26 protein-coding genes are annotated in these 24298 nt (G+C 50.8%); 17 read left to right on the top strand and 9 right to left on the bottom strand.

All coding sequences use genetic code 11. The annotated features are described in order from the left end of the window. Window positions 1–212 precede the first annotated feature (212 nt). The 5 genes from M4D81_RS22640 (at window position 213) to M4D81_RS22620 (ending at window position 5653) form a co-directional block, all read left to right on the top strand. The gene (locus M4D81_RS22640) at window positions 213–962 is read left to right on the top strand and encodes a DeoR/GlpR family DNA-binding transcription regulator (protein WP_260068125.1); all 750 of its coding nucleotides are present in this window, start codon (window positions 213–215) and stop codon (window positions 960–962) included. Then, entirely contained in the window at window positions 962–1873 is a 912-nt protein-coding gene (gene pfkB / locus M4D81_RS22635; RefSeq protein WP_260068167.1) for a 1-phosphofructokinase, read from the top strand. The genes M4D81_RS22640 and pfkB overlap by 1 nt, the downstream gene beginning before the upstream one ends. Window positions 1874–1959: 86 nt before the next feature. Further along, entirely contained in the window at window positions 1960–3927 is a 1968-nt protein-coding gene (locus tag M4D81_RS22630) for a PTS fructose transporter subunit IIABC (RefSeq protein ID WP_260068124.1), read from the top strand. Window positions 3928–4073: 146 nt separating this feature from the next. Next, a complete protein-coding gene (locus M4D81_RS22625; RefSeq protein WP_260068123.1) occupies window positions 4074–4925 on the top strand; it encodes an MBL fold metallo-hydrolase in 852 nt (283 codons plus the stop codon). Window positions 4926–5047: 122 nt separating this feature from the next. After that, entirely contained in the window at window positions 5048–5653 is a 606-nt protein-coding gene (locus M4D81_RS22620; RefSeq protein ID WP_071217891.1) for a YitT family protein, read from the top strand. Between the two features lie 96 nt (window positions 5654–5749). On the opposite strand, the gene M4D81_RS22615 is transcribed toward M4D81_RS22620, so the two are convergent. The 3 genes from M4D81_RS22615 to M4D81_RS22605 all read right to left on the bottom strand — a co-directional run bounded on the left by M4D81_RS22615 (window position 5750) and on the right by M4D81_RS22605 (window position 7809). Further along, window positions 5750–6418 carry a bifunctional 2-keto-4-hydroxyglutarate aldolase/2-keto-3-deoxy-6-phosphogluconate aldolase gene (locus M4D81_RS22615; protein WP_260068122.1) on the bottom strand — a complete coding sequence of 223 codons (669 nt, stop codon included), beginning with the start codon at window positions 6416–6418 and terminating at the stop codon, window positions 5750–5752. 61 nt (window positions 6419–6479) lie between these two features. After that, entirely contained in the window at window positions 6480–7442 is a 963-nt protein-coding gene (locus M4D81_RS22610) for a sugar kinase (RefSeq protein ID WP_071217893.1), read from the bottom strand. 160 nt (window positions 7443–7602) lie between these two features. Next, window positions 7603–7809, bottom strand: coding sequence for a DUF1657 domain-containing protein (locus M4D81_RS22605; RefSeq protein WP_071217894.1), 207 nt, complete (start codon window positions 7807–7809; stop codon window positions 7603–7605). A gap of 161 nt (window positions 7810–7970) precedes the next feature. Here M4D81_RS22605 and M4D81_RS22600 point away from each other — a divergent pair, with 161 nt between their 5' ends. Continuing rightward, on the top strand, window positions 7971–8831 hold the full coding sequence (locus M4D81_RS22600; RefSeq protein WP_260068121.1) for a DUF421 domain-containing protein: 861 nt from the start codon (window positions 7971–7973) through the stop codon (window positions 8829–8831). Window positions 8832–9001: 170 nt separating this feature from the next. On the opposite strand, the gene M4D81_RS34865 is transcribed toward M4D81_RS22600, so the two are convergent. The 6 genes from M4D81_RS34865 to M4D81_RS22575 all read right to left on the bottom strand — a co-directional run bounded on the left by M4D81_RS34865 (window position 9002) and on the right by M4D81_RS22575 (window position 14082). After that, window positions 9002–9085, bottom strand: coding sequence for a putative holin-like toxin (locus M4D81_RS34865; RefSeq protein WP_223260591.1), 84 nt, complete (start codon window positions 9083–9085; stop codon window positions 9002–9004). A 228-nt stretch (window positions 9086–9313) separates the two neighbouring features. Beyond that, window positions 9314–10429, bottom strand: a complete 1116-nt coding sequence (locus tag M4D81_RS22595; RefSeq protein ID WP_260068120.1) for a spore germination protein — start codon at window positions 10427–10429, stop codon at window positions 9314–9316. A gap of 62 nt (window positions 10430–10491) precedes the next feature. Beyond that, window positions 10492–10695, bottom strand: coding sequence for a hypothetical protein (locus M4D81_RS22590; protein ID WP_071217897.1), 204 nt, complete (start codon window positions 10693–10695; stop codon window positions 10492–10494). Window positions 10696–10707: 12 nt separating this feature from the next. Further along, complete coding sequence (locus M4D81_RS22585) at window positions 10708–11883, bottom strand: Ger(x)C family spore germination protein (protein WP_260068119.1); 1176 nt, start codon at window positions 11881–11883, stop codon at window positions 10708–10710. Continuing rightward, window positions 11883–13343 (bottom strand): spore germination protein, encoded by a 1461-nt coding sequence (locus M4D81_RS22580; RefSeq protein ID WP_260068118.1) that lies wholly within the window; start codon window positions 13341–13343, stop codon window positions 11883–11885. Before M4D81_RS22580 ends, M4D81_RS22585 begins: the two co-directional genes overlap by 1 nt. A gap of 211 nt (window positions 13344–13554) precedes the next feature. After that, complete coding sequence (locus M4D81_RS22575; RefSeq protein ID WP_216530561.1) at window positions 13555–14082, bottom strand: DUF2062 domain-containing protein; 528 nt, start codon at window positions 14080–14082, stop codon at window positions 13555–13557. Between the two features lie 225 nt (window positions 14083–14307). On the opposite strand from M4D81_RS22575, the gene M4D81_RS22570 reads away from it, so the two are divergent. The 11 genes from M4D81_RS22570 to M4D81_RS22520 all read left to right on the top strand — a co-directional run bounded on the left by M4D81_RS22570 (window position 14308) and on the right by M4D81_RS22520 (window position 24260). Further along, a complete protein-coding gene (locus M4D81_RS22570; RefSeq protein ID WP_260068117.1) occupies window positions 14308–14676 on the top strand; it encodes a PadR family transcriptional regulator in 369 nt (122 codons plus the stop codon). Further along, on the top strand, window positions 14660–15340 hold the full coding sequence (locus M4D81_RS22565; protein ID WP_071217902.1) for a permease prefix domain 1-containing protein: 681 nt from the start codon (window positions 14660–14662) through the stop codon (window positions 15338–15340). The genes M4D81_RS22570 and M4D81_RS22565 overlap by 17 nt, the downstream gene beginning before the upstream one ends. Next, window positions 15337–15909 (top strand): DUF4825 domain-containing protein, encoded by a 573-nt coding sequence (locus M4D81_RS22560; RefSeq protein ID WP_260068116.1) that lies wholly within the window; start codon window positions 15337–15339, stop codon window positions 15907–15909. Before M4D81_RS22565 ends, M4D81_RS22560 begins: the two co-directional genes overlap by 4 nt. Before the next feature lie 42 nt (window positions 15910–15951). Further along, the gene (locus tag M4D81_RS22555) at window positions 15952–17274 is read left to right on the top strand and encodes an LLM class flavin-dependent oxidoreductase (protein ID WP_260068115.1); all 1323 of its coding nucleotides are present in this window, start codon (window positions 15952–15954) and stop codon (window positions 17272–17274) included. Between the two features lie 166 nt (window positions 17275–17440). Then, a complete protein-coding gene (locus M4D81_RS22550) occupies window positions 17441–18421 on the top strand; it encodes an aldo/keto reductase (RefSeq protein ID WP_260068114.1) in 981 nt (326 codons plus the stop codon). 77 nt (window positions 18422–18498) lie between these two features. Continuing rightward, entirely contained in the window at window positions 18499–19839 is a 1341-nt protein-coding gene (locus M4D81_RS22545) for an LLM class flavin-dependent oxidoreductase (protein ID WP_260068113.1), read from the top strand. A gap of 5 nt (window positions 19840–19844) precedes the next feature. After that, window positions 19845–20621, top strand: coding sequence for an ABC transporter permease (locus M4D81_RS22540; protein ID WP_260068112.1), 777 nt, complete (start codon window positions 19845–19847; stop codon window positions 20619–20621). Window positions 20622–20661: 40 nt separating this feature from the next. Then, window positions 20662–21675: an ABC transporter substrate-binding protein gene (locus M4D81_RS22535; protein WP_260068111.1), complete on the top strand. Its 1014-nt coding sequence runs from the start codon at window positions 20662–20664 to the stop codon at window positions 21673–21675. Window positions 21676–21696: 21 nt separating this feature from the next. Then, entirely contained in the window at window positions 21697–22470 is a 774-nt protein-coding gene (locus tag M4D81_RS22530; RefSeq protein WP_260068110.1) for an ABC transporter ATP-binding protein, read from the top strand. Window positions 22471–22506: 36 nt separating this feature from the next. Further along, entirely contained in the window at window positions 22507–23349 is an 843-nt protein-coding gene (locus M4D81_RS22525) for a sulfurtransferase (protein WP_260068109.1), read from the top strand. Window positions 23350–23480: 131 nt separating this feature from the next. Next, a complete protein-coding gene (locus M4D81_RS22520) occupies window positions 23481–24260 on the top strand; it encodes a helix-turn-helix domain-containing protein (protein ID WP_260068108.1) in 780 nt (259 codons plus the stop codon). Window positions 24261–24298 lie beyond the last annotated feature (38 nt).

The raw sequence follows: 24298 nt of genomic DNA, 5'->3' as shown, positions 1-24298 counted from the left end.
CGGCAGGTTACAAACGTTTATGTGATGTTTCGACACGAGTTGTCTTGATAATGGGTAAACTGTCAGGAATAAGGAAGAAACGCGAAAATGGATATCATGGCGTATGGTAAATGATTCATTGTCTTCCTGAATGATTGTGAATGTTTTTGAAAGTTTTAGATTGTTTTTTGATATGTTTATGTTACTATATGCTTTGAGGGGGAATTCACATTATGCTGACGGAAGAAAGATACCGAATCATATTAGAGCGCTTGCAAGAACGTGGCGTCGTGAAGCTGCAGGAATTGGTTGAACTCCTTGAAGCTTCGGAATCAACGGTACGGCGTGATTTGATCGACCTTGAAGAACGTCAATTATTAAAGCGCATTCATGGCGGAGCTGCGTTGCCGAGCCCAAAGATACAGGAACCTGGAATTGAGGAAAAAACGTTCAAAAACATTCAACAGAAACATACCGTTGCCCGGTTAGCGGCAGCACAGGTGGAGGATGGAGAAAGCATCTACCTCGATGCGGGAACGACCACGCTGGCGATGATACCGTTCATCGACGCGAAGGACGTTACGGTGGTAACGAACGGTTTATCCCATATCGAAGCGCTGGTAAGCAAACGAATCAAAAGTTATCTACTGGGCGGCATGATGAAAATTCATACCAAAGCCGTCATCGGAAGCATAGCGCTTCAAAATATGGACAACTTCCGCTTTGACCGCTGCTTTCTCGGCACGAACGGTGTGGATGTAGAGATGGGCTATACCACGCCCGATCCGGAAGAAGCCTTGATTAAGCGGCGAGCCCACCAGCTGTCCGCCTCCAGTTATGTCCTTGCGGATTCAAGCAAAATAGGTGAGGTTTCCTTCGCCAAATTACTGGATCTGAACGAAGCGACGCTGATCACGGAGTCCTTATCGGAATCCTGGAAGAAGGCTATTTCACAGAAAACCAAAATAATTGAGGGATCATGATGATATATACGGTAACACTGAATCCTTCCATCGATTTCATCGTGGAAGTTGAGCATATCGAGCTCGGCGGTTTGAACAGAATGACCCGGGACATGAAGTTTCCGGGCGGTAAAGGAATTAATGTATCGCGGGTGTTGAACCAGCTTGGAGCTGATAATACGGCCATCGGTTTCCTGGGCGGATTCACCGGTCGTTATATAGACGAGATGCTGGGCAAGGAAGAAATCCGCACCGATTTCGTGAATATCGCGGATGATACCCGCATCAACGTCAAACTTAAGCATGGCGACGAGACCGAGATTAACGGCCTGGGTCCTGTCATCCGCGAGGAAGAAACGAAAGAACTGCTTCATAAGTTGTCACAGCTTCAAGCAGGGGACATCGTGGTGCTGTCCGGCAGCGTTCCGCCTTCGCTGGGTCCTGACTTTTATGGCCTTCTTATCGAAACGTGCCGGAAGTGCGGCGCCGAATTCGTGATGGACACCACTGGAGAGGCGCTGATGAAGGCTTTGGCCTGGAAGCCGCTCCTCGTAAAGCCGAACCATCACGAACTGGCCGAATTATTCGGCGTTGTTATCGATTCAAGCGAGAAGCTTGTGGAGTACGGCCGAAAGCTGCTCGAGGAAGGAGCGAAGCATGTTCTTATCTCCATGGCCGGCGAAGGGGCGCTGTTCATCACGGCAGATCGGGTATATCACGCGAGCGTACCGTCAGGTACAGTCCGTAATTCCGTCGGGGCCGGTGATTCGATGATTGCCGGATTCGTCGGTACGCTTGCGATGGGCAAGGATCCGATCGAGGCATTCCGGACAGGGGTCGCCTCGGGTAGCGCGACGGCGTTCTCGGACGATTTGGCTGTGCGGGAAACGATTGATCGACTTCTTCCGCAGGTTAGGATCACGGAGTGGTAAGCCGCTTTACATCGATTACGCGGTTATGATGCGGCCGGCTATGGCGTGGCAGTCATCACGAGGATATCAAGGGAGTGTGAACCAGCATGAAAATTACGGATTTAATGATACAAGAAACGATGATCATGGACCTGAAGGCGGTCACGAAGGAAGCAGCCATTGATGAACTGATCGCAAGCCTGGCTGCAAGCGGGCGGATCAACGATCCGGTCTTGTTCAAAGAGATGATTCTGAAGCGTGAAGCCGAATCCAGTACGGGGATCGGAGGCGGCATCGCGATGCCGCACGCGAAGACAAAAGCGGTTAATGAACCGACCGTCGTGTTTGCCAAGAGCAGTCAGGGCGTGGATTTCGAAGCGCTGGATGGAGAGGCGGCGTATGTGTTTTTTATGATCGCAGCTCCGGAAGGAGCCGGAAATACCCATCTCCGCACGCTTGCCGCACTATCGCGGCTGTTGATCGATACCGAATTTATCGCACAATTGATGAATACGAAGACGCCCGGGGAAGTAACGGCGTTATTTGATTCGAAACAGGCAGTAGAAGAAGCTGCCAAGGCGGAGAAGGAAGCGGCCAAGAGAAGGGAAGCGGCAAAAAAGGAATCGGAGAAGGCTCCGGAATCCGATGTCATTTCCGAATCTGACCCCATGAAGGTTCCTGACGGAACCTCGGATGCTTTTGTTGTTGCCGTAACGGCGTGTCCGACCGGTATTGCCCATACGTTTATGGCTGAAGATGCCCTGAAGAAGAAAGCTCAGGAAATGGGCGTCGAGATCCGGGTGGAGACCAATGGCTCGGAGGGTGCGCAGAACGTGTTGACGGAAGAGGAAATCCGCAGGGCGGCAGGCGTCATCATTGCCGCCGACAAAAATGTGGAAATGGCCCGCTTTAACGGAAAGCCCGTGCTCCAGCGGCCGGTCAGCGACGGTATCCGCAAATCGGAAGAGCTGATTCGCAAAGCGATGAGCGGTGATGCCCCCATCTACCGGAGCGAAGGCGGCAGTGAGTCGCAGGCGAAGGACTCGGAGAAGGGCAGCATAGGTACGAAAGTGTATAAGGACCTGATGAATGGTATTTCGCATATGCTGCCATTCGTCGTGGGAGGCGGTATTCTTCTGGCTATCTCCTTCCTGATCGAGCAGCTTGCAGGTGACAATCATCCCCTCTTCCAGCTGCTGCAGACGATTGGCGGGGGAGACGGCGCCTTCCACTTCCTCATTCCGGTTCTGGCCGGATTCATTGCGCTCAGCATAGGTGATCGTCCGGCATTGATGCCCGGCATGGTCGGAGGGCTAATGGCCCTGAATTCTAATTCGGGATTTCTTGGCGGGCTTGCGGCAGGTTTCTTGGCGGGTTATGTGGTGATCCTGCTGCGCAAAGCCTTTGCCGGTCTGCCCAAAGCGCTTGACGGCTTAAAGCCGATTCTGTTGTATCCGGTTGTCGGCCTTCTTGTCACCGGAACGATCATGTTCTACCTGTTTGATCCGTTCTTCAGCTGGATCAATCTCGGCCTGATTGATATTCTGAACAATCTGGGTACCGGCAACGCGGTCATTCTCGGTCTTATTCTGGGTGGAATGATGTCGATCGACATGGGCGGACCCTTCAATAAAGCGGCTTATGCATTTGCGATCGGCGTCTTTACATCCAGCGGCAATACGAACGGAGCCATGATGGCCGCGGTTATGGCCGGCGGTATGGTTCCTCCGCTTGCTATTGCGCTGGCGACGACGTTTTTCAAGCATAAGTTTACGGAGCAGGAACGAAAGTCCGGCGTGACCAACTACGTGATGGGTCTTTCTTTCATAACAGAGGGCGCGATCCCGTTCGCCGCTGCCGATCCGCTGCGGGTGCTGACATCTTGTATCCTCGGCTCGGCGGTTGCCGGCGGGTTGACGCAGCTGTGGAGCATCAACGTCCCCGCTCCTCACGGGGGGATTTTTGTTGCCGCTCTGGCCAACCATGCGCTTCTGTTCTTGCTGGCCGTCCTGATTGGCGCGGTGATATCAGGCCTGCTGCTTGGTCTGTGGAAGAAGCCGCTTGAGCGTAAATAGATTCATACAGATGAGACAATACGAGTTTGGAGTGGGCATTTCTGCTACTTCGGACTCGTTTTTTTCATAGTCGGTTGGATCATTTCTGCAGATGACCGCATGTTATAATCTAGTCATGATCGAAAATGGAAGGAGAGAGAATAGAGATGATGGAACAGAACAGCAAGGGTCGAGGTCCCGAGCGGCTTATCGAAGAAATCAACCGGACATCTACAGCCGAAGGGATGGCGGCGGTATGGTTTCTGGGGCAGGAGAGCGTTGTCTTTAAAGGCGGGGAGGTTGTCATCTATATCGACCCTTATATGTCCGATGATCTGGAACGCAAAGCGGGATTCAAGCGCGCATTTCCTGCACCGTTGACCCCGGAGCATATCACGAATGCAAACGTGGTACTGATCACCCATGAGCATGACGATCATATGGATCTGGGTACGATTGCGGTCATAGCCAAACAGAATCCGGAGACAGTTTTTGTCGCACCGGCTTGCTGCCATGAAGCGATGAGAGAGGCTGGCGTCGAGCCGGAGCGTTTGTACGCGGCGGAGTGCGATGAATGGCAGCAGTTTGAGGGCTTCCGTCTCATGGCAATTCCGGCTGCCCATGAAACCTTGGATGAGCATGAACAGTTTGGGCACCGATATGTCGGATATCTAGTGGATATCCAGGGTGTGTTGATTTATCATGCAGGAGATACCGTCGTTTATCCTGGTTTGGTTGAAAGGTTACAGGCACATTCGATAGATATCGGGATGGTGCCGATCAACGGGGGAGATGCCTTCCGCCGAAACGACGGGATCGTTGGGAATATGGGTTTTCGGGAGGCAGCGGAGCTTGCCGCGTCATCGGGATTCGATCTGACCATTCCGATGCACTACGATATTTTCCCTTGGAATGGAGAGAAGCCGGGGTATTTTGTGGATTATTGTTATGAGAACTATCCATATATGAAGACCAAGGTGATGGCACGGACCGAGCGTTTGATTTATGTAAAAGATTAATAGCGAAAGGTATCCGAATCGAGCTCGGTGGAATTTTTTTCAAATGCAGGACAGCAAGTCCGCAATTTTTCGAAATGACAAGCATATAAATGAGACATGCCCTTATAAATGGAGATGGGGAAATGGTGTCATTTCGAAAACATGTCATTATCGTGATCGGTAGTTTTCTGATCGCGATGGGGACCAATTTTTTTCTTGTCCCGCATAAAGTTTTGGATGGTGGAGTTATCGGCATCGCTCTGATAGCTAACTATGTGTTTGATCTACATATCGGATTCGTCATCATTTTGTGCAGCATTCCCATGTTTATCGCAGCCTGGATATTAAATCGCGAAATTTTTTACAATAGTCTGTCAGGCATGCTGATATCTTCATTTATCATCGATCTGCTTTCACCGCTGCAATCGGATTTTTTGCGATTTTTTGCCCCGAATGTCATCCTGAGCGCGCTCCTGGGCGGGGCTTTGATCGGAGCCGGACTTGGATTTATGCTAAGACACAATGCAAGCACGGGCGGAACGGATCTGCTGGCGCATTTCCTGGCTAAATATTTGCCGTTAAATGTAGGCGTCATTATTTTGCTGATGGATGCCGTGATCATTGGTTTCGGAGGTTTCCTGCTGTCTGGAAGCACCTTCATGTATTCTGTTCTGACGATCGTAGCGGGCGGCTTTACGACAGGAATGTTCACTCAGAAGCGTTGGTTCAAAAAGAGACGGATTAAATAAACAGACAAGCCTATCAAGTCGACTCTTGATAGGCTTGTCTGTTTATGAAAATAGCGACATTCGGAGAAATCCTATACGAAAACCGTACAGCATTTTTTATCTTTGCGATTGAGCTTCCTTAAAGGCGTTGATATATGCGCGTGCCTTTTCTGTTATCAGATTGTAGTCACCGCTCTTCAGTGCGTCCTTGGTCAGATCCGATCCGATCCCGACCGCAAACGCGCCGGCCTTGATCCATTCATGCAGATTGTCCAGATTTACGCCTCCGGTTGGCATGATGTTGGCCTGCGGGAGCGGACCCTTCAGAGATGGAATGACGGATGGAGAGTACAGATTGCCCGGGAAGAGCTTGATGACATCGACGCCAAGCTCAAGAGCGGCAACGATATCATGAACGGTTACGGCGCCCGGCATAACCGGGATGCGGTAACGATTGCTGAGCATAATCGTATCGCGGTCGAAGCCCGGCGAGACTACAAACTCAGCACCGGCAAGAATGGTGATTCGAGCTGTTTCAGCATCGAGAACCGTGCCTGCGCCAATGATGGCATAGTTATCCGCTTGCGGATCTTTAGAGGAGTACATTTTGGCCAGCGTCGTAATGGCTTCGGTAGCGAACGGTACGGTCATGGTTACTTCGATAATCTTGATACCGCCTTCAATCGCACGTTTGGCAATCTCGACAACCTCTTCGGGGGAATCTCCGCGAAGGACAGCGACGACACCCGCATGATGAATTTGTTCGATCAGTCTTAGCTTTTTCATGTTACACACTCCTTCTCGTCTATGAATGGATTAGAAAGATGGCTCGTTTAAAGAACAGGAGTTAACGCTCGATATGAGCAGCATTTCCGCGCCGCTGTTGTACCTCTTCCCAGGTCGGAAGTGCTTCCCAATCACCTGGTGCTTGGATCACCAGCGAACCGGTTAAGCCGCCCAGCGAGAGAGCCTCTTCAGGTGTCCAGCCCTTGGCGATACCAGCAAGGAAACCGGCACAGAAGCCGTCGCCTGCTCCCACGGTATCCACCACTTGATCCACCTGTTCAAAAGGAAGGGAGTAGGTGTGGCTCTTGTGGACAATGACATTGCTCCCATTGAAACTTTTGATAACGGACATTGCGGGAAGCTGTCGCAGGCGATCCAGGATCGCCTGCTCGTCCTCTGTTTCGAACAGCAGCTTGCATTCATCATAGCCCGGAAGAAAATAATCACAGGCTTCCGCAAGCTCCAGCAATACAGGGCGAGCTTCCTCGATATTCCATAGCTTGAGCCTGAGGTTAGGGTCAAAGCTGATCAGGACGCCATGCGCTTTGCATACGGAAATGACATGCCGTATCGTCTCCAGGCAGCTGCTGCTTAGAGCTGCGGTGATGCCTGTAAAATGAAGGATGCGGGCATTGGCTATGTATTCGGAGTCTACATGGTCCGGCGTCATGTGACTGGCCGCGGAGCCTTTACGGTAGTAATAGACGGAGGATTGACCGCGAACGTTCTGGCGCAGCATAAGTCCGGTCGGTGCAACATCCGTTTGTCTGGCGGCGGAAATGTCGACACCTTCTCCTCGAAGCGTTTTCAAAATACCGGTTCCGATCGGATCGTTACCGAGTTGACCGAACCATCCGCTGCTGCAGCCAAGCCTGGAAAGTCCGATGGCGAGATTGCTTTCGGCACCGCCGAAGGATTGTGCCATGCTTCCTCCTTGTCCTATGCCCCGTGTGCCTTCCGGATATAGTAATCCCATCGATTCACCGAACGTGATGACATCGATAGGACGCGTAGCATTCTTCATAGAATCTACCCCCTTATATTCAGTTCTCCGTTATTATCACTTTACCCTGATGGGGAGGATAACTCAATAATAAATAACACAATATAAACAACCTCCTATCAGGGTAGGATAGGAGGTATGCATGGGTTTACATGTTATGGAGCAAACAAAAAACTAATGGTTAGAAACCTTTATACTGAGGCTCTTCCTGTTCAAGCTGCTGAACCCGCTGGGTCACTTGGTCCACGACTTGTTGTGTTTGTTGTGCTGCCGCCGTAAACAAATCTTTGGCATTTTGATCTTGCGTGGACAGTGCAAATTGCTCCAGGCTGGCCTGGGCGCTTTTTAAGGATGAGAGACATGTTTTGACGTCTGATGCTACGGTCATTGGTTTTTATCACTCCTTTCATGCGTAATAATGTACGCATTTTGCAGAAGAACATGCATGGAGCATGGGCTGGGAAATAATGGTGTGATTTCTAAAGGGATATTTGACAATAATCTATAGAGTGATCATCAAGTCAAGACATCAAATAAGGAGGCTTTATTGTGGCCGAGTGGTTGGAAATTGTACTTAGAACCTTATGTGCTGTGGTTGTGTTGTTTCTGATGACAAAACTGCTGGGCAAACGGCAGGTTACGCAGCTTTCTTTTTTTGAATATTTAACGGGGATTACGATCGGCAGCTTGGCGGCTTATATCTCCTTGGATCTTGATGCGAACTGGTATTTAGGATTAGTAGCGCTGGGCGTATGGGTAGCCTGTTCATTACTTATTGAAGTCCTGTCAATCAAGAGCAAAAAGGCCAGGGACTTTATCGATTTTAAGTCGACCGTGCTCATCAAAGATGGCAAGATATTAGAAGATAATTTAAAGAAAGAAAAGCTGTCTGCCGATGAGTTAATGCAGCAGTTGCGGCAAAAGAACGTATTTCAGGTCGCTGACGTGGAATTTGCCATCATGGAGTCAAGCGGAGAGATTAATGTTCTGCAGACGCGTGAGAATCTGCCTTTAACTCCTAAAGATCTTGGTATCCAGGTAGCGCCGGAAAAGCCCGGACAGGTTGTCGTCATGGATGGTGAAGTCATGGATGAACCGCTGCGCGTCGCAGGCTTCAATCAGGGATGGCTGGTGGAAGAACTGGACAAGCAGGGCGCTAAGATCAAGGATGTATTTCTCGCCCAGGTAGACACTTATGGACAATTAACCATCGATTTGTATGATGATCAGATTCAGGTTCCCCAAAATGAGGAGCGGAAACTGCTTTATGCGAATTTGAAAAAATGTCAGGCGGATTTGGAGTTGTTCAGTCTCAGTACGAAGAGTAAGAAGGCAAAGAAAATGTATGAGGAAAGCTCCAAACAGATTGAGAAAATTATAGCCGAGGTAAAGCCAATCCTAAATACTTAATTTGGGAGCCACCGAGTCATAATTCCGTAAAAATCGGAATAGGATATTTTTGTGTATTACAAAAGGAGCCGGTTGCCGCCGACTCCCCGCACAGCAGATCATCACCTGCAAGGTGGATATTTGCTTGCAACCAGACGTAAGAAATAGATTCATCTGTACAAGGGACGGGTCTATTTCTTATTATGGAAGGCAAGGATCGAGACGACCAGAGTGGCGAACGATATCATTAAAGCCAAAGCTTCATTCACGCCCATGCCTATCACCTCCTGCTGCCACCCTGCCAGCTGGTCTACTGTACTATATAATATGCCAATTGCTTACAATAAAAGAACCTTTTTGTAGGAAGCGCTTTCATAAAATGTTGATTTTTTGACGAGATAAATATGTATATACTTCAAGTAGGTTTGATCGAGAGGCTAAGAGAGCGGCAAATGCAGCTCTCTTATTTCGTTTTCATTAGGATATCGATACAGTTTCAAGATTCAAGCGGGTTTATGATTGGCTTTAGGTTTTTGTTTACGCTTGGGTTTGCGTTTGCGGAACAGGGAGACAATCCAGTAGAAAATAGGGATAAACTCCATAAGAATAAAGAACATCGCCATCCCGAAAGAATTGAAGTCCTGGAGAAAGAGGATCGGATTTTGGGAATATTGAAATGCAATCACGATAGCCGTTCCCCCAATGATGGCAATCAGCGGCCCATCCATTTGCTTCAGATGAAGCAGTTTGGCAAGACATCTTACACTTACATGGATGAGAAAGGCGCTATGGAAAAACATCGAACTGCTCCATAATCCGATGATAAGCGGATCAGAATTGCCAAGAAACCCACTGGCTGCACGCATTAATTCAACAAGTGGATATTGCATCTCCCGCCCTAAATAAGGACCGAAATTCAGTAAAGCCGAGGCCCATTGGAGCAATATGCCTATAGTTACCAATATCCCTGATGCGGCGAGGTTTCGAAACGATTTCCGATTAAATTGGATATAGGGAGCGAGAAAGAGGAAGACGATCCATTCCGCAAAGAATGATAAACAGAACAAGGCATCCTTAACTGCCGACTCATAATTGTGATGCCTGACCATCGCAATCATCATATCAAAATGGGCTTCCTTGAAGAAAAACATGTTCATGGACACGATCGCAAGGACAATGACGAGAAACAGCCCGTCCGAAATATAAATCATCGTCTCCATGCCCCATCTGGCGGTGATCATAACAACCAGACCCACGATCAGGAGCACGAACCATTGAGGAGACTCCCGCATGTAATTGGTGTCGAAGAATAAGGTGAAGCTTTCGATATCCATTCCTATGTAATTGATCGACCAGAAGAAAACCAAAGCGACGACCGGGATATGAATCCATTTGCTGACAAGTTTACTGCCGAAGTCGATCCAGGGTTTCCGAGTATCCCACAGCGCGAGCTTTACCGTAAACCACAGGAAGATTAAACTCATGGCATAGCCTCCCAGAATCGCAGCCCATCCTAAATAAGCAGAGTTCCACAATAAGGGACTGATCAGAAATCCGGTAGGTATGGCGTTAAGGTAGACAAATCCGAAACGGAACAGCTGCCAGGGAGTATTGCGCATGTTGGGTTCGTACATCCTTTCCGTTATTGATTATAGTAAAAGTACGCCGATAGGTGTTTACATTATATGTTTTCAAGCCAACCGAACAGCAGCATAATCAGATGGTTGGGGGTCAGCCGCTCGTAAGAATACAAGGCGAATAAATTCCAGACGGTAAACGCAAGAATTAGAAGGAGAACCGTCCATTTTTCACGAGGTGCTTTTGCCTTTTTCTTCGCGAAATACCATTCCACCAAGGAGTATACGAGGAACAGAAGAGCGAGCATGGGCATGCCTCCTTATTTGGGATTCATTTTAAGCACTGACCCGAAGTTTCGAACTTTGATGTCGGTAACCACCTGAATCTCAACTTCGTTTTTGTAATAATCGGGCCAGTTGGCACTAACCTCGTGCCAATGATCCGGATAGTTCCAATCGACCAGCATGCCAAGCTGCAGGATGTCTGCTCCTGTTTGTTGCGATGTACGAAGAGCCTTCCTTAAATGTCCGGCGATTTGATCATTGAGCTCACGCTCGATGAGCTCTTTCACCTGAAGGGTATCAAGCTGCTTCTGCTTTTGTTTATATATGACATCACCCGTTCCGTATAGTTTTACCGTAAATACCGGATGGCCCGAAACCATGCGAACGGACTTCTTGGAGCTTGATGTGATGATAAACACGCTTGCCTTCTCTCCTTCTTTCCATGAAACGGTATACAGAGGACCCTTTACTTCGTTTACTGCCCAACTGACAGCAAGCGACTCCTTCATCGGGAGTGTGGCCACGAGTTTATGATGACGGAAAAGCGCCGTGCCCTGAATGCCTGCCCAGGGTTTCAGTTTCTCTTGTTCGGCCACCATAGGCTTCAAGCCTGCTGACAAATAGTTCAAAGCATAACCCTGATTGCCCGATTCGGCGTAGAGGCAGTCCTTTAAGTTTGTTGTGATCATGTTGTGTTGGTCCGCAAAACGGATGAGTACCTCCGAGGGCATCTGCTCAAAGATTGGCGTCAGCTCCGCCACTTTTTTGGCGTCTCCGGGCGCGACCATTAAATAAGTACTCAGGTTGGTTGTCGGCTCTCGCTGCAGCCAGTCCGTAAGCTCCTCTAATCCCGCCTCAGCGTAGCTTTTACCGACGACAACGACCTTGGTGTGACTGAAGTCAAAACGTCTGGAAAGATCCCGTTGAATCAGGTGCAGGGCATCCTGCACGGTACCGGATGACTTGGTTACCATCGCATAAGGGTCGCCACCGCCTTTGCCGCCTGCTTGGCTTCCAGACGTGAGCCGATTTGGCAGGGGGGCACTGATCGTAACTTCTACGGTGTCTTCTTGCTGACCTTTATTCACATACATGGCAAATACAAAGGTTGATTCATTGATTTCAACCTTGGTCATCGTGAAACCGCAACCTGTCAACAGAGTCAGGGGAAGCACTAATTTGAATACGTTAAACAATTTGAGTAGAGGCATTATGGCTTTCTTCTCCTTAAATTGTTGGATGACGCATAGGTCTTAGGCCGTTTCTTCATCAGCATGGATGGCGCTCGCAAGAAGGTATCCTTCCATTCCGATAACACAAGCGGTGCAATGGGCTGTAAATATGGCGTATTAAACGACTTTAGGGAAGCCAAATGGCCATACACAAGGAAGGCAGCCGCAAATACGCCAATGAGACCGAGTGTCCCCCCGAGAATGAGAATGGGGAATCGCAGCAGGCGGAACGCAAGCCCGAGCTCGAAGTGCGGAATGATGTAAGAAGCGATACCGGTTATGGACACCACGATGACCATCGGGTTGGACACCACACCGGCTTCTACTGCTGCCTGACCAATGACGATGGCGCCGATAATGGATATGGTCTGCCCGACGGGCTTCGGGATCCGGGTGCCGGCTTCCCGCAACGCTTCGAAGGTCAGCTCCATGATCAGCGCCTCCATTAAAGCGGAGAACGGAATATTTTCTCGCGATGCCGCAAGGGTGATCAGCAGATCGGTTGGTATAATGGATGGTTGAAACGTCGTGATCGCCACATATAACGAAGGCATTAGTAATGAAATAACCGCGAACACGAACCGGACGATCCGAATCCAGCTGGAGGAGAAGAAGCTGTGATAATAATCCTCGGACGATTGCAGCAGGGAAAATAAAGTGACGGGCACGATAAGTGCCGACGGCGTTCCATCCTGCATGATGCCGACCCTGCCTTCAAGCAAAGAAGCGGCTACGGAATCCGGTCGCTCCGTGTATTGGAACTGTGGAAAAGGGGATTTCACGCCCTCCTTCATTTGTTCGGACAAGGTGCTGATCCCGAAGGTGCCATCGATGGATATGCTATTCAGCCGACTGTCCACTTGAGCGACAACTTCGGGTTTGCATAAGCCGTCGATATACACCATATATACGGCGGTCTTGGAATAGTCACCAATCTGATAACGCACAGTTTTGAGATCCGTATGCTTGATTTTGTGCCGGAGCAGCGATAAATTCGTGCCAATGTCTTCGATAAAGGCTTCCTGCGGCCCGTTCACCACCAGCTCGTTCTGGGATTCCGATACCGCCCGTTTTTGATACAATGCGATGTCGAATAGATAAGCCTCTGCCAACTGCTCCACAACCACTACGGCTGTGCCTTCGACAATCATATTAGCGATATAATCCGCCGAGGAAGAGCGCTGAAATGGAACCGACAGTATATCACCGCGATCCATGCGGTCAATGAAGTCGTTAAAATTATGCTGAATCAACGCGGCTTCCTTAATCAGCGGTTTAACGATATGTTCGTGCAGGGTGCTGATATCTACGATGGATTCAATGTAGATAACGCTGCAGGTAGATCCATGAATACGTAAGGATTGATAGATGACGTCCTCGCAATTCGCCAGCCGTTCTTTAACAGGGTCAAGCAGTATGTGCTGCGCCTTCGGTTTCATTTTCGTTCTCTCCCTCCTTTGCCGGTACGTAGTAAAGGCTCATCCTTTTTAGAATGCCGTAATTTTAGCAACTTATACCGGATTTTCCAGAGAAACCGGTCAGGGACTGAAGAAGAGTTGAGATCCGGCAGGGACAGAACAACTTAATTCTGAAAAATAAAAAAGCGCCTGGGATGAGGGTTCCAGGCGCTTTTCAATGTGAGTTTTTTAATTAAGACTTCGATTTACCTCTTCGAACGGATTCTTTGATTTTGTGAAGCAAGGGTCTGCGGTAAAAGGAGAGCAAGATGCGCAGTAAAATATAGAGGATTAATGTAGAGAGGATGCTATTGATGAGGGCACCGACAAGAAAGTTGACGCCCATATCGCCTAATCTGCCAAAATGGTTCGTCTCAATCCTATAATCCGTCTCAGGGACAGGTACCGAGAGAGCATCTTCGATTTCAAAGGTTTTGGGAAATGTGGTGAACAGATGCACAAATACCCCGATTCTATAGTTTAAATAGAACAGGATCGGCCACAAGACGGAGCCTGCCGAAGCTGCAAGGAAGGCGGAAGGAATGTTAGCCCGAACCATGCGAGCGAGCAGCGGAGCCAGCAGCAGATCAATGCCGAAGGTTGGATACCAGCAAGGGAAGAAGCCAACGGCAAAACCGAGCGCAATTCGATGATCGCTATTTTGCATGCGGAGAGTCCGGAGAATATAGTATTTCAGTCGTCGAATGTATTTATGAAGCAAAACCGTCTCCTCCTGCACGTACTAAAAACAATAATGAAGCGATTGGAACCCATATCGAATCGTAGGGATTCTATTTATAGTAGTAAGAACTTTCAAAATTATATAGTAGTGCTTGTAAACCGTCAATCGAGGAAAGAAGAAATATATGTATGTAATATTACTTTGACATGCATAGTAATGTGCGTTATATTATTCCCATTCGTTACGTTAAGGAGGTCCGGGTATTTGATAGAATCCATACATAACAGCGATTTGATACGTGGAAATATTGATACCTTTATTTTGCGTGTGTTATCGGACGGAGATAATTACGGTTATCAGATCATTAAAGAAATCTCGCTGCGAAGCGGGAATCGATTTGAGCTGAAGGAGCCTACATTGTATTCCAGTCTGAGAAGGTTAGAGAAACAGGGACTGATCCTATCCTATTGGGGCGAAGAAACCCAGGGCGGAAGGCGCAAATATTACACCCTCAGCCAGGAGGGACAGGGGCGCTTGCGGCACAATCAGGAGGAGTGGAAGGCTGCGCGCGAGATTATTGATGTTCTGATCGGAAACGGAAAGGAGCTGACAGACAATGACCAACAGGCATGACTTAGAGATCTTTGTGGACCGTCTATTTGCGAATCAACGCAAAACCAAGGAAGTGGTAGAGCTGAAGAATGAGGTTCTCAGTAATTTGGAGGCTCGGGTTACGGATTATATGGAGAATGGGATGGAATATCAATCGGCCATCAGTCTGGCCATCGATAACATCGAAGATATTGAAGCCCTCATTGACGATAATCAAAAAGTTTACAGCTACCGTTTCCGCTATGAACTGGTTCAGAGCGCGCTTATTTATTCCTTGCTGGCGTGGATCGTCACGATCCCGGCCCGATTTTTGCCAAGCGGTATAGGGGTGAACACCCTTCTGTTATGTCTCGTTGTCTTATCCGGTGCGGTGTATCTTTCCATGTCACGGCATCTGAAACGGTATGAGAAGCAGACAGCTGTGATCAACGCAGGCAAATTGGCCAAATGGAGCAAAGGGGCATGGTGGCTGTGGTCGATATTTATCGTAGTTGTATCGATGTACTCCTTCCTGATTCAATATGGCAGCGATCTATGGTTTGGGCGAGAATTGCGGATCGATGGGCCCTATTCGTTCTACGTGACCGTCATGCGATATGCCATCCCGATGACGTCGGTCATCATTCCGCTGCTTGTCCAAAAAGCTTGTAAATTAACTCTTCAACTTGAGGTGAATGAACCATGAGCAAAAAAAATGGGCTGATCGTTATACTGCTGCTTATCGGCGTAGTGGGTATGGCTGCACTGGAGGGTTTCATCAAGCCCAAGGCAGACGAACAGGCCGTTCAATATGAAGCGGAGCAGAATGATCCGTTGACGCATGATATCCGGAATTCGTTAAGCTTTGCGAGCCCGTATATGGGGAATGCCGGGAACCTGATCAATTTGAATGCATCGCTTCCCATGCGTGACATCGAACGTACATTTCAGCTGTACCCGGAGGAATTGACGGCCGAGATCCGATTCCAGGCCAGGGCCGTCGATCTGCAAGAGGAAAAGCTGAAGCAGCTGCTGGTCTATAATTCCACTGCTAATTTTGCCATGATTGATAATTTGGAGAAACTGATATTCGCCTTTGAAGACCAAACCTTCACCATCAGGCGGGATGAGGTGGAGTCGTGGTTTGGCAATCAGGTCACACTTGCTTCACTACGGGATGCCGGGACATGGGAGAAGGAGGTTCAATCCCGTCTTGATGATATGAAGTTTGTCGGTGATTACGTAGAGAACCTGGTTGAGCGTAAGTTTCTGTAGAGGTGAAGCTTTAGAAGAGATAAAGCGAAGGGGAGTATAGAGATGGGTGCGGAGCGACGCCAATTAAGTCTGGGTGCTTTTCTAATGAATTATGGCCATCATATTGCCGCTTGGCGGCATCCTGGTTCGGCGGGGGTCGGAGCCGTGGATTACGATTTCTATAGGCGCTGCGCTCAAGCAGCCGAACGCGGGAAATTCGATATGGTATTCCTTGCGGACAACAACTCGATTCCGTTGATCGAGGATTTGCGGACGAATGTCAGCTTTCTTCAGCCTGAAGCGCTGACCATGCTCAGCAGTCTGGCCGGCGTCACGGAGTATGTTGGATTAGCCGGCACGGCATCTACCACATTCAACGAGCCCTACGCATTGGCAAGGCGCATGTCCACGCTGGATCATATCAGTGGCGGCAGAGCCGCGTGGAATGTGGTGACCTCCACGAAGGATGCCGAGGCGCGCAATTTCGGCTCGGTGGAATTAATGGAGCATGGAAAGCGATATGAACGGGCGGAGGAGTTTCTGCGGGCTGTGATGGCATGTTGGGACAGCTGGGAGGACGATGCCCTTGTGTTGGATCGGCAGAGAGCTGTTTTTGCGGATACGACCCGGATTCATCGGGTTCATCATGAAGGAGCATTTTTCAGGGTGGAAGGCCCATTGAACATGCCCAGATCTCCGCAAGGCAGGCCCGTTATCATTGAAGCGGGAACCTCGGCAGCGGGAAGGAGGCTGGCCGCCCAAACAGCCGATGTTGTGTTCACGGCCTGTGAGAGTAAAGAAGATGCGATAAGGTATTACCGCGAGTTTAAGGAGTTGCTTAAGGAGTATGGACGGGAAGGGGGAGAGGTGAAGGTTCTCCCGGGATTGCTGATCTTCCTCGGAGAGAGCGAAGCCGAGGCTTTGGCGTATCACCGGGCATTCAGCGAGCTGATCTTGCCAGAAGCAGGGGTAAAATATCTATCTCAATTGCTGAATACGGATTTGACTGAATATCCGGTAGAGGGTCCGCTACCTGATCTGCCGAGGGAAGGGAACAGCAGCCGGGCGATTATGATTATGGATATGGCCGCGAAATCAGGCATGAGCATTCTGGAGCTTGGCAGGCATTACGCGGTCGCCAGAGGTCATATGACGATGATCGGAACCCCGCAGCAGATTGCCGATCGGATCGAGGATTGGTTTCGAAGCGGGGCTTGCGACGGATTCAACATTATGGCCCCTTTGCTTCCGAGTGGTCTCGAACAGTTTGTGGATAGCGTAGTGCCGCTGCTCCAGCAGCGCGGACTGTTTCGCGAGGACTATACAGGCAGAACGTTACGGGACCACCTTGGTCTCAACCGGCCGGAAACCCAACATGAAAAATAATTGACGACAAAATTAGACGGTGCTATAATCCTACTTAACATATCGGAAAAAATAGGATTTATGCATATTCTACCGGACAGCCGGAGATGCATCCTTGGATCAACTAGTGATCCGAGGTGTGTCTTCGGCTGTCTTTTTTATGAATCTTATGAGGAGGCTGCAATGTATGAAGTATAGACCACTGGGCAGAGCGGGAGTTCAAGTGTCGGAGGTGAGTCTCGGGACCATGGCTTTCGGGCGTTGGATCGATGAGAGGGCTTCGGCCGCCGTATTGGATGTGGCGCTTGCTTCTGGAATCAATCTGATCGACACGGCTGACGTATACGGCACGGGTATGGATAACGGGAACGTAAATCAGCTTGGGGAGTCGGAAGAAATTCTGGGAAGGCTGCTGAAGGAGCGAAGACAGGGCATTCTCCTGGCTACGAAGCTGCATAACCGGACCGGGCCCGGCATCAATGACCAAGGCCAAAGCCGTTATCATATTTATCGCGCGCTGGAGAACAGCCTTGTCCGGCTCCAAACGGATTATATCGATCTTTATCAAGTGCACCGGTTTGATGAGCTTACCCCGCTGGAAGAGACGCTGGAGGCGCTCACGGATCTTGTGCGACAAGGCAAGGTCCGCTATATCGGCTGCTCGAACTACGCTGCCTGGCAGCTGGCCAAAGCTCATGGCATTAGTGCGCTCCATGGTCTTCGCAGGTTCGAAAGCGTACAGCCGGAATACAGTCTCATTACAAGAGATATTGAACGTGAATTAATTCCCTTTGCCCAGTCCGAACACGTTGGGGTTATCGTGTACAGCCCTCTGGGCCGGGGCATATTGTCAGGGAAGTACCGGGCGGGGGAAGCTCCCCCATCGGACTCGCGCCTTGCTGCAGGCGAACAGAGACTGCAATTGCTGCTGAACCAGCGGCATGCGCTTTCCATCGTCGAAGGGATCCGGCCTTTGGCCGAGCAGCGGGAATGGACGCTTCCGCAGTTCGCTCTGAACTGGGTGCTTAGCCGCCCGGGCATCACGTCAGCCATTGTCGGAGCATCCAGGCCGGAGCACATTGCAGATACCTTGGAATACTCGGATGAGCGGCTGACAGAAGAAGAACTGAAGGAAATTGATCGTTTATCGGAGGAAATCCGTGGATAAAGCAGATATAGCGAAATACCTATACGGCACGATAATGATCAATCGTAACCAATATGGATCAGGAAGGTGACACAACTATGAGTTCAAAACGTCGTCAATTGCATCTTGGATTGTTTTTATTCGGGACAGGCTATCATCCCGCGGGCTGGAGACTGCCCGAAGGCAAAACGGACGGGGCTTACGATCCCCAGTTCCTGAAGGAAGTCGCCCGGAAGCTTGAAAAGGCCAAGTTCGATTTCTTCTTCCTGGGGGACCGATTGGCCACGAGCGCGGACATGCAGCATTTATTCCCTTCGCAAATGACGCGGCTGGAGCCGTTTACGATGCTGTCCTATCTGGCGGCGGCAACGGAAAAAATCGGTTTGATCGGCACGGTGAACACCACCTATGCCGAGCCTTACAACATCGCACGCTTCACGGCATCACTGGATCATCTTAGCCAGGGCCGTGCCTCATGGAATGTCGTGACGGGCTCCGATCCGCGGGCAGCGCTGAATTTCAGCCGGGAGAAGCATTGGGATAACGCCAAGCGGTACGACTACGCCGAGGAATTCATCGAAATTGTCAGCGGGCTGTGGGACACCTGGGAGGACGACTCCCTACCGCGGGATAAAGCAAGCGGCGTATTCGCCGACGGAAGCAAGGTGCACACTCTGGACCATGTCGGTGAGCACTTCTCCGTTGCGGGTCCGCTGAACATTCTGCGCCCGATTCAGGGGCAGCTTCCGTTGATCACGGCGGGAACCTCCCTGCGCAGCCAAATGCTGGCGGCCAAATATTCCGACATGGTCTTCACCGGAACGAATGTGAAGGAGGTTGCCGTCAAATTTTACAAGGATGTGAAAGGCCGACTGCCGGAGTATGGAAGGGCAGCTTCGGATTTGAAAGTTCTGCCGGGGCTGGTTCCGATCGTGGGCAGGACGGAGGAAGAAGCACGGGCCAAATATGCGGAGCTGAATGAACTGGTTGTGTCCGATTACGATCTGGGTCCGCTGTCGGATAAGATCGGGATCGATCTAAGAGGATTCTCATTAGAGGATCCTCTGCCGGATGTATCGGCTTCGGAAACGGCCCTACACTGGGCCGACTTGGCCAGAGCGGCCAACGGGCGCGAGGATATTACGATCAGGGATCTGTTCTATTTCTTTACCGTCACGGTCCGCGGGCATCTGCTTGTTGTCGGCAGTGCGCAGCAGGTGGCGGATATCATCGAGGAATGGTTCCGGGATGAAGCGGCCGATGGATTCAATGTGTGCCCGCCTTATATGCCGGGTGGACTGGATCTGTTCCTGGAGCTGGTGGTACCCGAGCTTCAGCGTCGTGGCTTATTCCGCATCGAATATGAAGGCAGCACCTTCCGGGAGCACTTGGGACTAAGCCGCCCGGGGAACCGATATGATCTGATTGCGAAGGGGTGAGCCTGATGGGAACGAGGCATGCCAGGAAATACCGCGGCATCTGGGCGGGGCAGGCGGCTTTGCTGCTGATCATATTGGGGATTTGCGAGCTCCTGGTTCGCGCGGAGATCATCAGCAGCCTGTATCTGCCTGCGCCATCGCAGGTATTCCGTGAGCTGTTCAAACTGTTCGGTGACGGGGAGATTTGGAAGCACCTGTACGTCACGCTGGCCGAATTCGTTACGGGCTACAGCATTGCTGCCCTTGGCGGTTTGGCCGTCGGCACGGCTCTGGTGCTGATCCCTTGGGCGGAGCAGTTCTTCCGACCGTATCTTTCGGCGCTGATGGCGATTCCGAAGGTGACGATCGTGCCGCTGCTTGCGCTCTGGCTCGGGATCGGGGTTACGCATAAAATATCGATTGTGTTCCTGTTCTGTTTCTTTACGATCACGGTCAATACGATGACCGGGATCAAACAGACGGCGGATAATCACCTGAAGGTCGCCCAGGTGTTCGAAGCGACGCGGAATCAGACCATCATGAAGGTGATTTTGCCATCGGCTGCGCCGACTATTTTTGCGGGTCTTCGTTTATCGGCTGCAACCGGACTGGTTGGGGCTCTGTTCGGGGAGATGCTGGCGTCGAAGGATGGCCTTGGCAATATACTCGTGAAGGCGACATCGCTGTATAATACCGCGCAGGCCTTTGCCATTGTAGCGCTGGTTACCGTCGTATCCGTACTTATTATTTCATTGATCGATTTGTTGGAACGCAATGTGTTTTTGAAATGGAAATCATCATAATCCATCAGAAAGAGCGTCACATACAAGGGGAGAGATTCATATGTACAGAAGAAAAATACGTCCATACATCATAGCGCTTGCGGCGTTATGGTTAATCGCCATAACGGCCGGCTGCGCAAGCGGCACGGATAGCGGCAAGGGAGCAACCCCCACAGAGGCCGGAGAAAGCGCTGCGGGAACCAAGCTGGAGAAGATCCGTTACGCGCCGCTTAGCGGCGTCAGCGGATTGGCGGTGTCCTTCGGGGCGGAGAAGGGATTCTTTGAGGAGGAAGGACTCGACGTCGAGTTCATTACCACCAAGGACCCGATAGCCGGTCTGACCAGCAAGGACATTGACGTGGTTGACGTAGCCACGACGACAGCGATTGTGGCAGCGGGCAAGGGTGCTCCCGTCAAAATCGTCTCCTCCATGTTCCGGACCAAAGGACCGTTCTACCTGATTGCCTCGCCGGAGATCAAGACGGTGGAAGGCCTGAAGGGCAAGAAGGTGGGCATCGCCGTGTTTGGCAGCGGGCTGGAGGTGTATGCACGAGTCATTCTGAAGGAGCATGGCTTGAAGCCGGAGGATGTAACCTTCATTGCTAACAGCACGCATCAGGCGGCTTATGTGAGTTTGGAAACCGGACAGGTTGACGCCACCATCATCCATGAGCCGTTCGCTTCTCTCGCGGAGAAGCAGGGAAAAGGCCATATCATCGCTACAGGTTGGGATTACCTGCCGACCTTCCACACCGGAGTACTGGCGGCGCGTGACGGCATATTGAACGAGAAACCGGAATTGGTCGAGAAGCTGCTGCGGGCCTATTTTAAATCGCAGGAATATGCGAAGAGCCATCCTGACGAGTATAAGGCGTACTATCTGAACCATATCGAGATTGATCCCGAGGTGCTGGATCTGGCGCTGGAACGTGAAGAGGTGCTGTGGGAGAACAACCCGGACGTGGACATCAGCGCGCTGAACGATACTCAGCAGATTCAGAAGGAGTTAGGCTTCCAGGATGAGATTTACAAGGTGGAGGACATTCTGGACCTGAGGTTTATTCCGAAAAAATAAAGTGTGGCAGGAGGCGTTCATATGTCCGGATTTACGGTGGAAAATGTCTCAAAGGTCTATGACGGTGATCTTCCTACGATCTCGCTTCAACATATTAACTTGCAGGTCCGTGATGGCGAATTCCTGTGCATCCTCGGGCCGAGCGGCTGCGGGAAAAGCACGCTGCTCGAGCTGCTGGCGGGGTTGCAGCTTCCGACGGAGGGCGAAATTTTGCTGGATGGCGCGAAGGTTCAAGGACCCACGCGGAGCTCAGGTGTCGTATTCCAGGATGCATCCCTGTATCCGTGGCGTACCATCTCGCAGAATGTCGGCCTTGGGCTGGAGCTCGCAGGTATGAAAAAAGCGGAGCGGCAAACGCTCGTAGACAAATATTTGAACATGGTCGGTCTGCAGGGATTCGGTTCCAAGTATCCCCATCATCTGTCGGGAGGCATGCGGCAGCGGGCAGGGATCGCTAGGGCGCTTGTAAGCAGCCCCAACATCCTCCTAATGGACGAGCCTTTCGGCTCGGTGGACCATTTGACCCGGCTTCAGCTCCAGCAGGATCTGCTCCGCATATGGCAGGAGGAGAAGAAGACGGTGGTGTTTGTGACCCACGACGTATCCGAAGCCGTTTTTCTTGCAGACCGGGTCGTCCTGCTATCCCCGCGTCCCGGGCGCATTCACCACATTTTCGACATTCCCCATGAGCGTCCGCGCAAGCGGGAGGATGTCGGTCTCCTGAAGATTCAGAACGAGATCTACTCTGCGATCTATGACGTAAAGACAGAAGAGGATTTGGAGTTTACGATTTAAAAACAGCCGCTGGAAATCAGAAGGGATGTGGAGCTATTGTCAAATCTCGTAAGCAAGGAATGGGTGCTGAAGCAGCTGGAGTCGAACCCGGATCAGCTGGTTATCGCGGATGTCCGATTCAGCCCGGGCAATGAGGGATACGGCCTCGAGGCTTATCAGCGTGAACATGTGCCCGGGGCTGTATTCATTGATTTGAAAAAGGATCTGATGGATCCGCCAGGTGAGCATGGCGGCCGGAGTCCGCTGCCGCAACCGGATGAGCTGGCCAGGCGACTCGGCAATCTCGGAATCGATACAAATACGCCTGTCGTTGTCTATGACGATGACCTCCGCCCGGAAGGAGCGCGGTTATGGTGGATTTTGAAATACCTGGGCCACGGTTCGGCCTTTATATTGGATGGAGGTTACGCAGGCTGGAAGTCAGCCGGATATCCGCTTATCTCGGGTAAAATCGAGGTGACGCCGCGTTCTTTCCAGGCAAGCGTGCAGGAGGATTGGCTGGCTGATGTGAACGAGGTAAGGGTGAAGCTCGGCGCAGCTGGCGTGACCCTGCTCGATTCAAGGGATTGGAAGCAGTTCACGGGAGAAACGGCGCCGCTGGATCCGGTAGCCGGACATATTCCGGGGGCGGTGCACGCCTATTGGAAGGATGGGGTTGATGAAGACGGGACGCTGAAGGGAGCTGAGCGGCAGCGGGAGCGTTTTGCGGGAATAGATCCAGATCATGAAGTGATTGTGTACTGCGGCTCCGGGCTGTCCGCGTGCCCGAACGTGCTGGCTTTGCGAGAAGCGGGATACCGCAATGTGAAGCTGTATGCAGGTAGCTGGAGCGACTGGATCAGCTATAAGGAGAATGAGATTGCAGCAGGTGAAGCTTGATCATGCTGAGTTTACCTGAGTCAAGGTACATCTCGCAGATTTCCCCCGACTTGACGTAAGGTTTATCGACGGTATAGTTGAAATCATAATCGTTCGAAAATCACATGCGGCAAGGGGGAACACCGACCTAGATGGAATGTAAAAGTTTTATTGGCGCACATGATGAACATTGGGAAGACGACGGCTTGAGAAGCCATCAGGAACTGGAGATCACGCTGATCATGGAAGGAAGCGGTCGCTTTTGCGCGCACGACAGGGAAGCGAGAGTGGAGCCCGGAAACGTGATTCTCATACCGTCTGAAGTGCCCCATTCGTTCCACGCTTTGTCTCCCATACGATTCGGCGTGCTCTTGGTCGACGGCATTCCGCCCGAGGTGAGAGAGCTGTTTGACAGACTTATTCAGGATGACCGCACTCGTATTATTGCCTTATCCCATCTGGATCGGGATCGTTATGAACGGTTGTTTCGCGAATGGCTGAGAATCCATTCGTCCCCGTTGAAAGACCCGCTTCGGAATTATCTGGTTTGGGTGGAACTGCTGCTATTATTTCTGAGCGAACACTCCCATTCCGATCATCAAGCGTTGTCCATCTCGTTTATCGGCGACTTCATTCGTCAGCATATCCGGGATCCAATGCATGTCTCTACCCTGGCGGAGATGGCGGGACTGTCCGAGGACGGGTTTCGCAAGCAGTTTGCCAAAATATACGGCATGACTCCGAAGCAGTACCAGCAGCAATGCCGGCTTGCGGAAGCGAAATGGCTCCTAAGCTCCTCCGATAAAGACCTCCAGACGCTTGCCGAATCGGTCGGCTTCTCCCAGCTTCACTCGTTCTCGCTCTGGTTCAAAAAAATGGAGGGCTGCCCCCCATCGGAGTGGAGAAACCGGCAGCGCTTATATCATCACTGATTCGCTAACGATACACCTACCGCAAAGGCAGACGGGTT

The organism is Paenibacillus sp. p3-SID867, assembly GCF_025142895.1.
In the GTDB taxonomy this organism is placed as follows: Bacteria; Bacillota; Bacilli; order Paenibacillales; family Paenibacillaceae; genus Paenibacillus_AQ.
The sequence above is the reverse complement of the archived record's forward strand: the minus strand, read 5'-3'. Positions and strand labels throughout refer to the sequence as shown.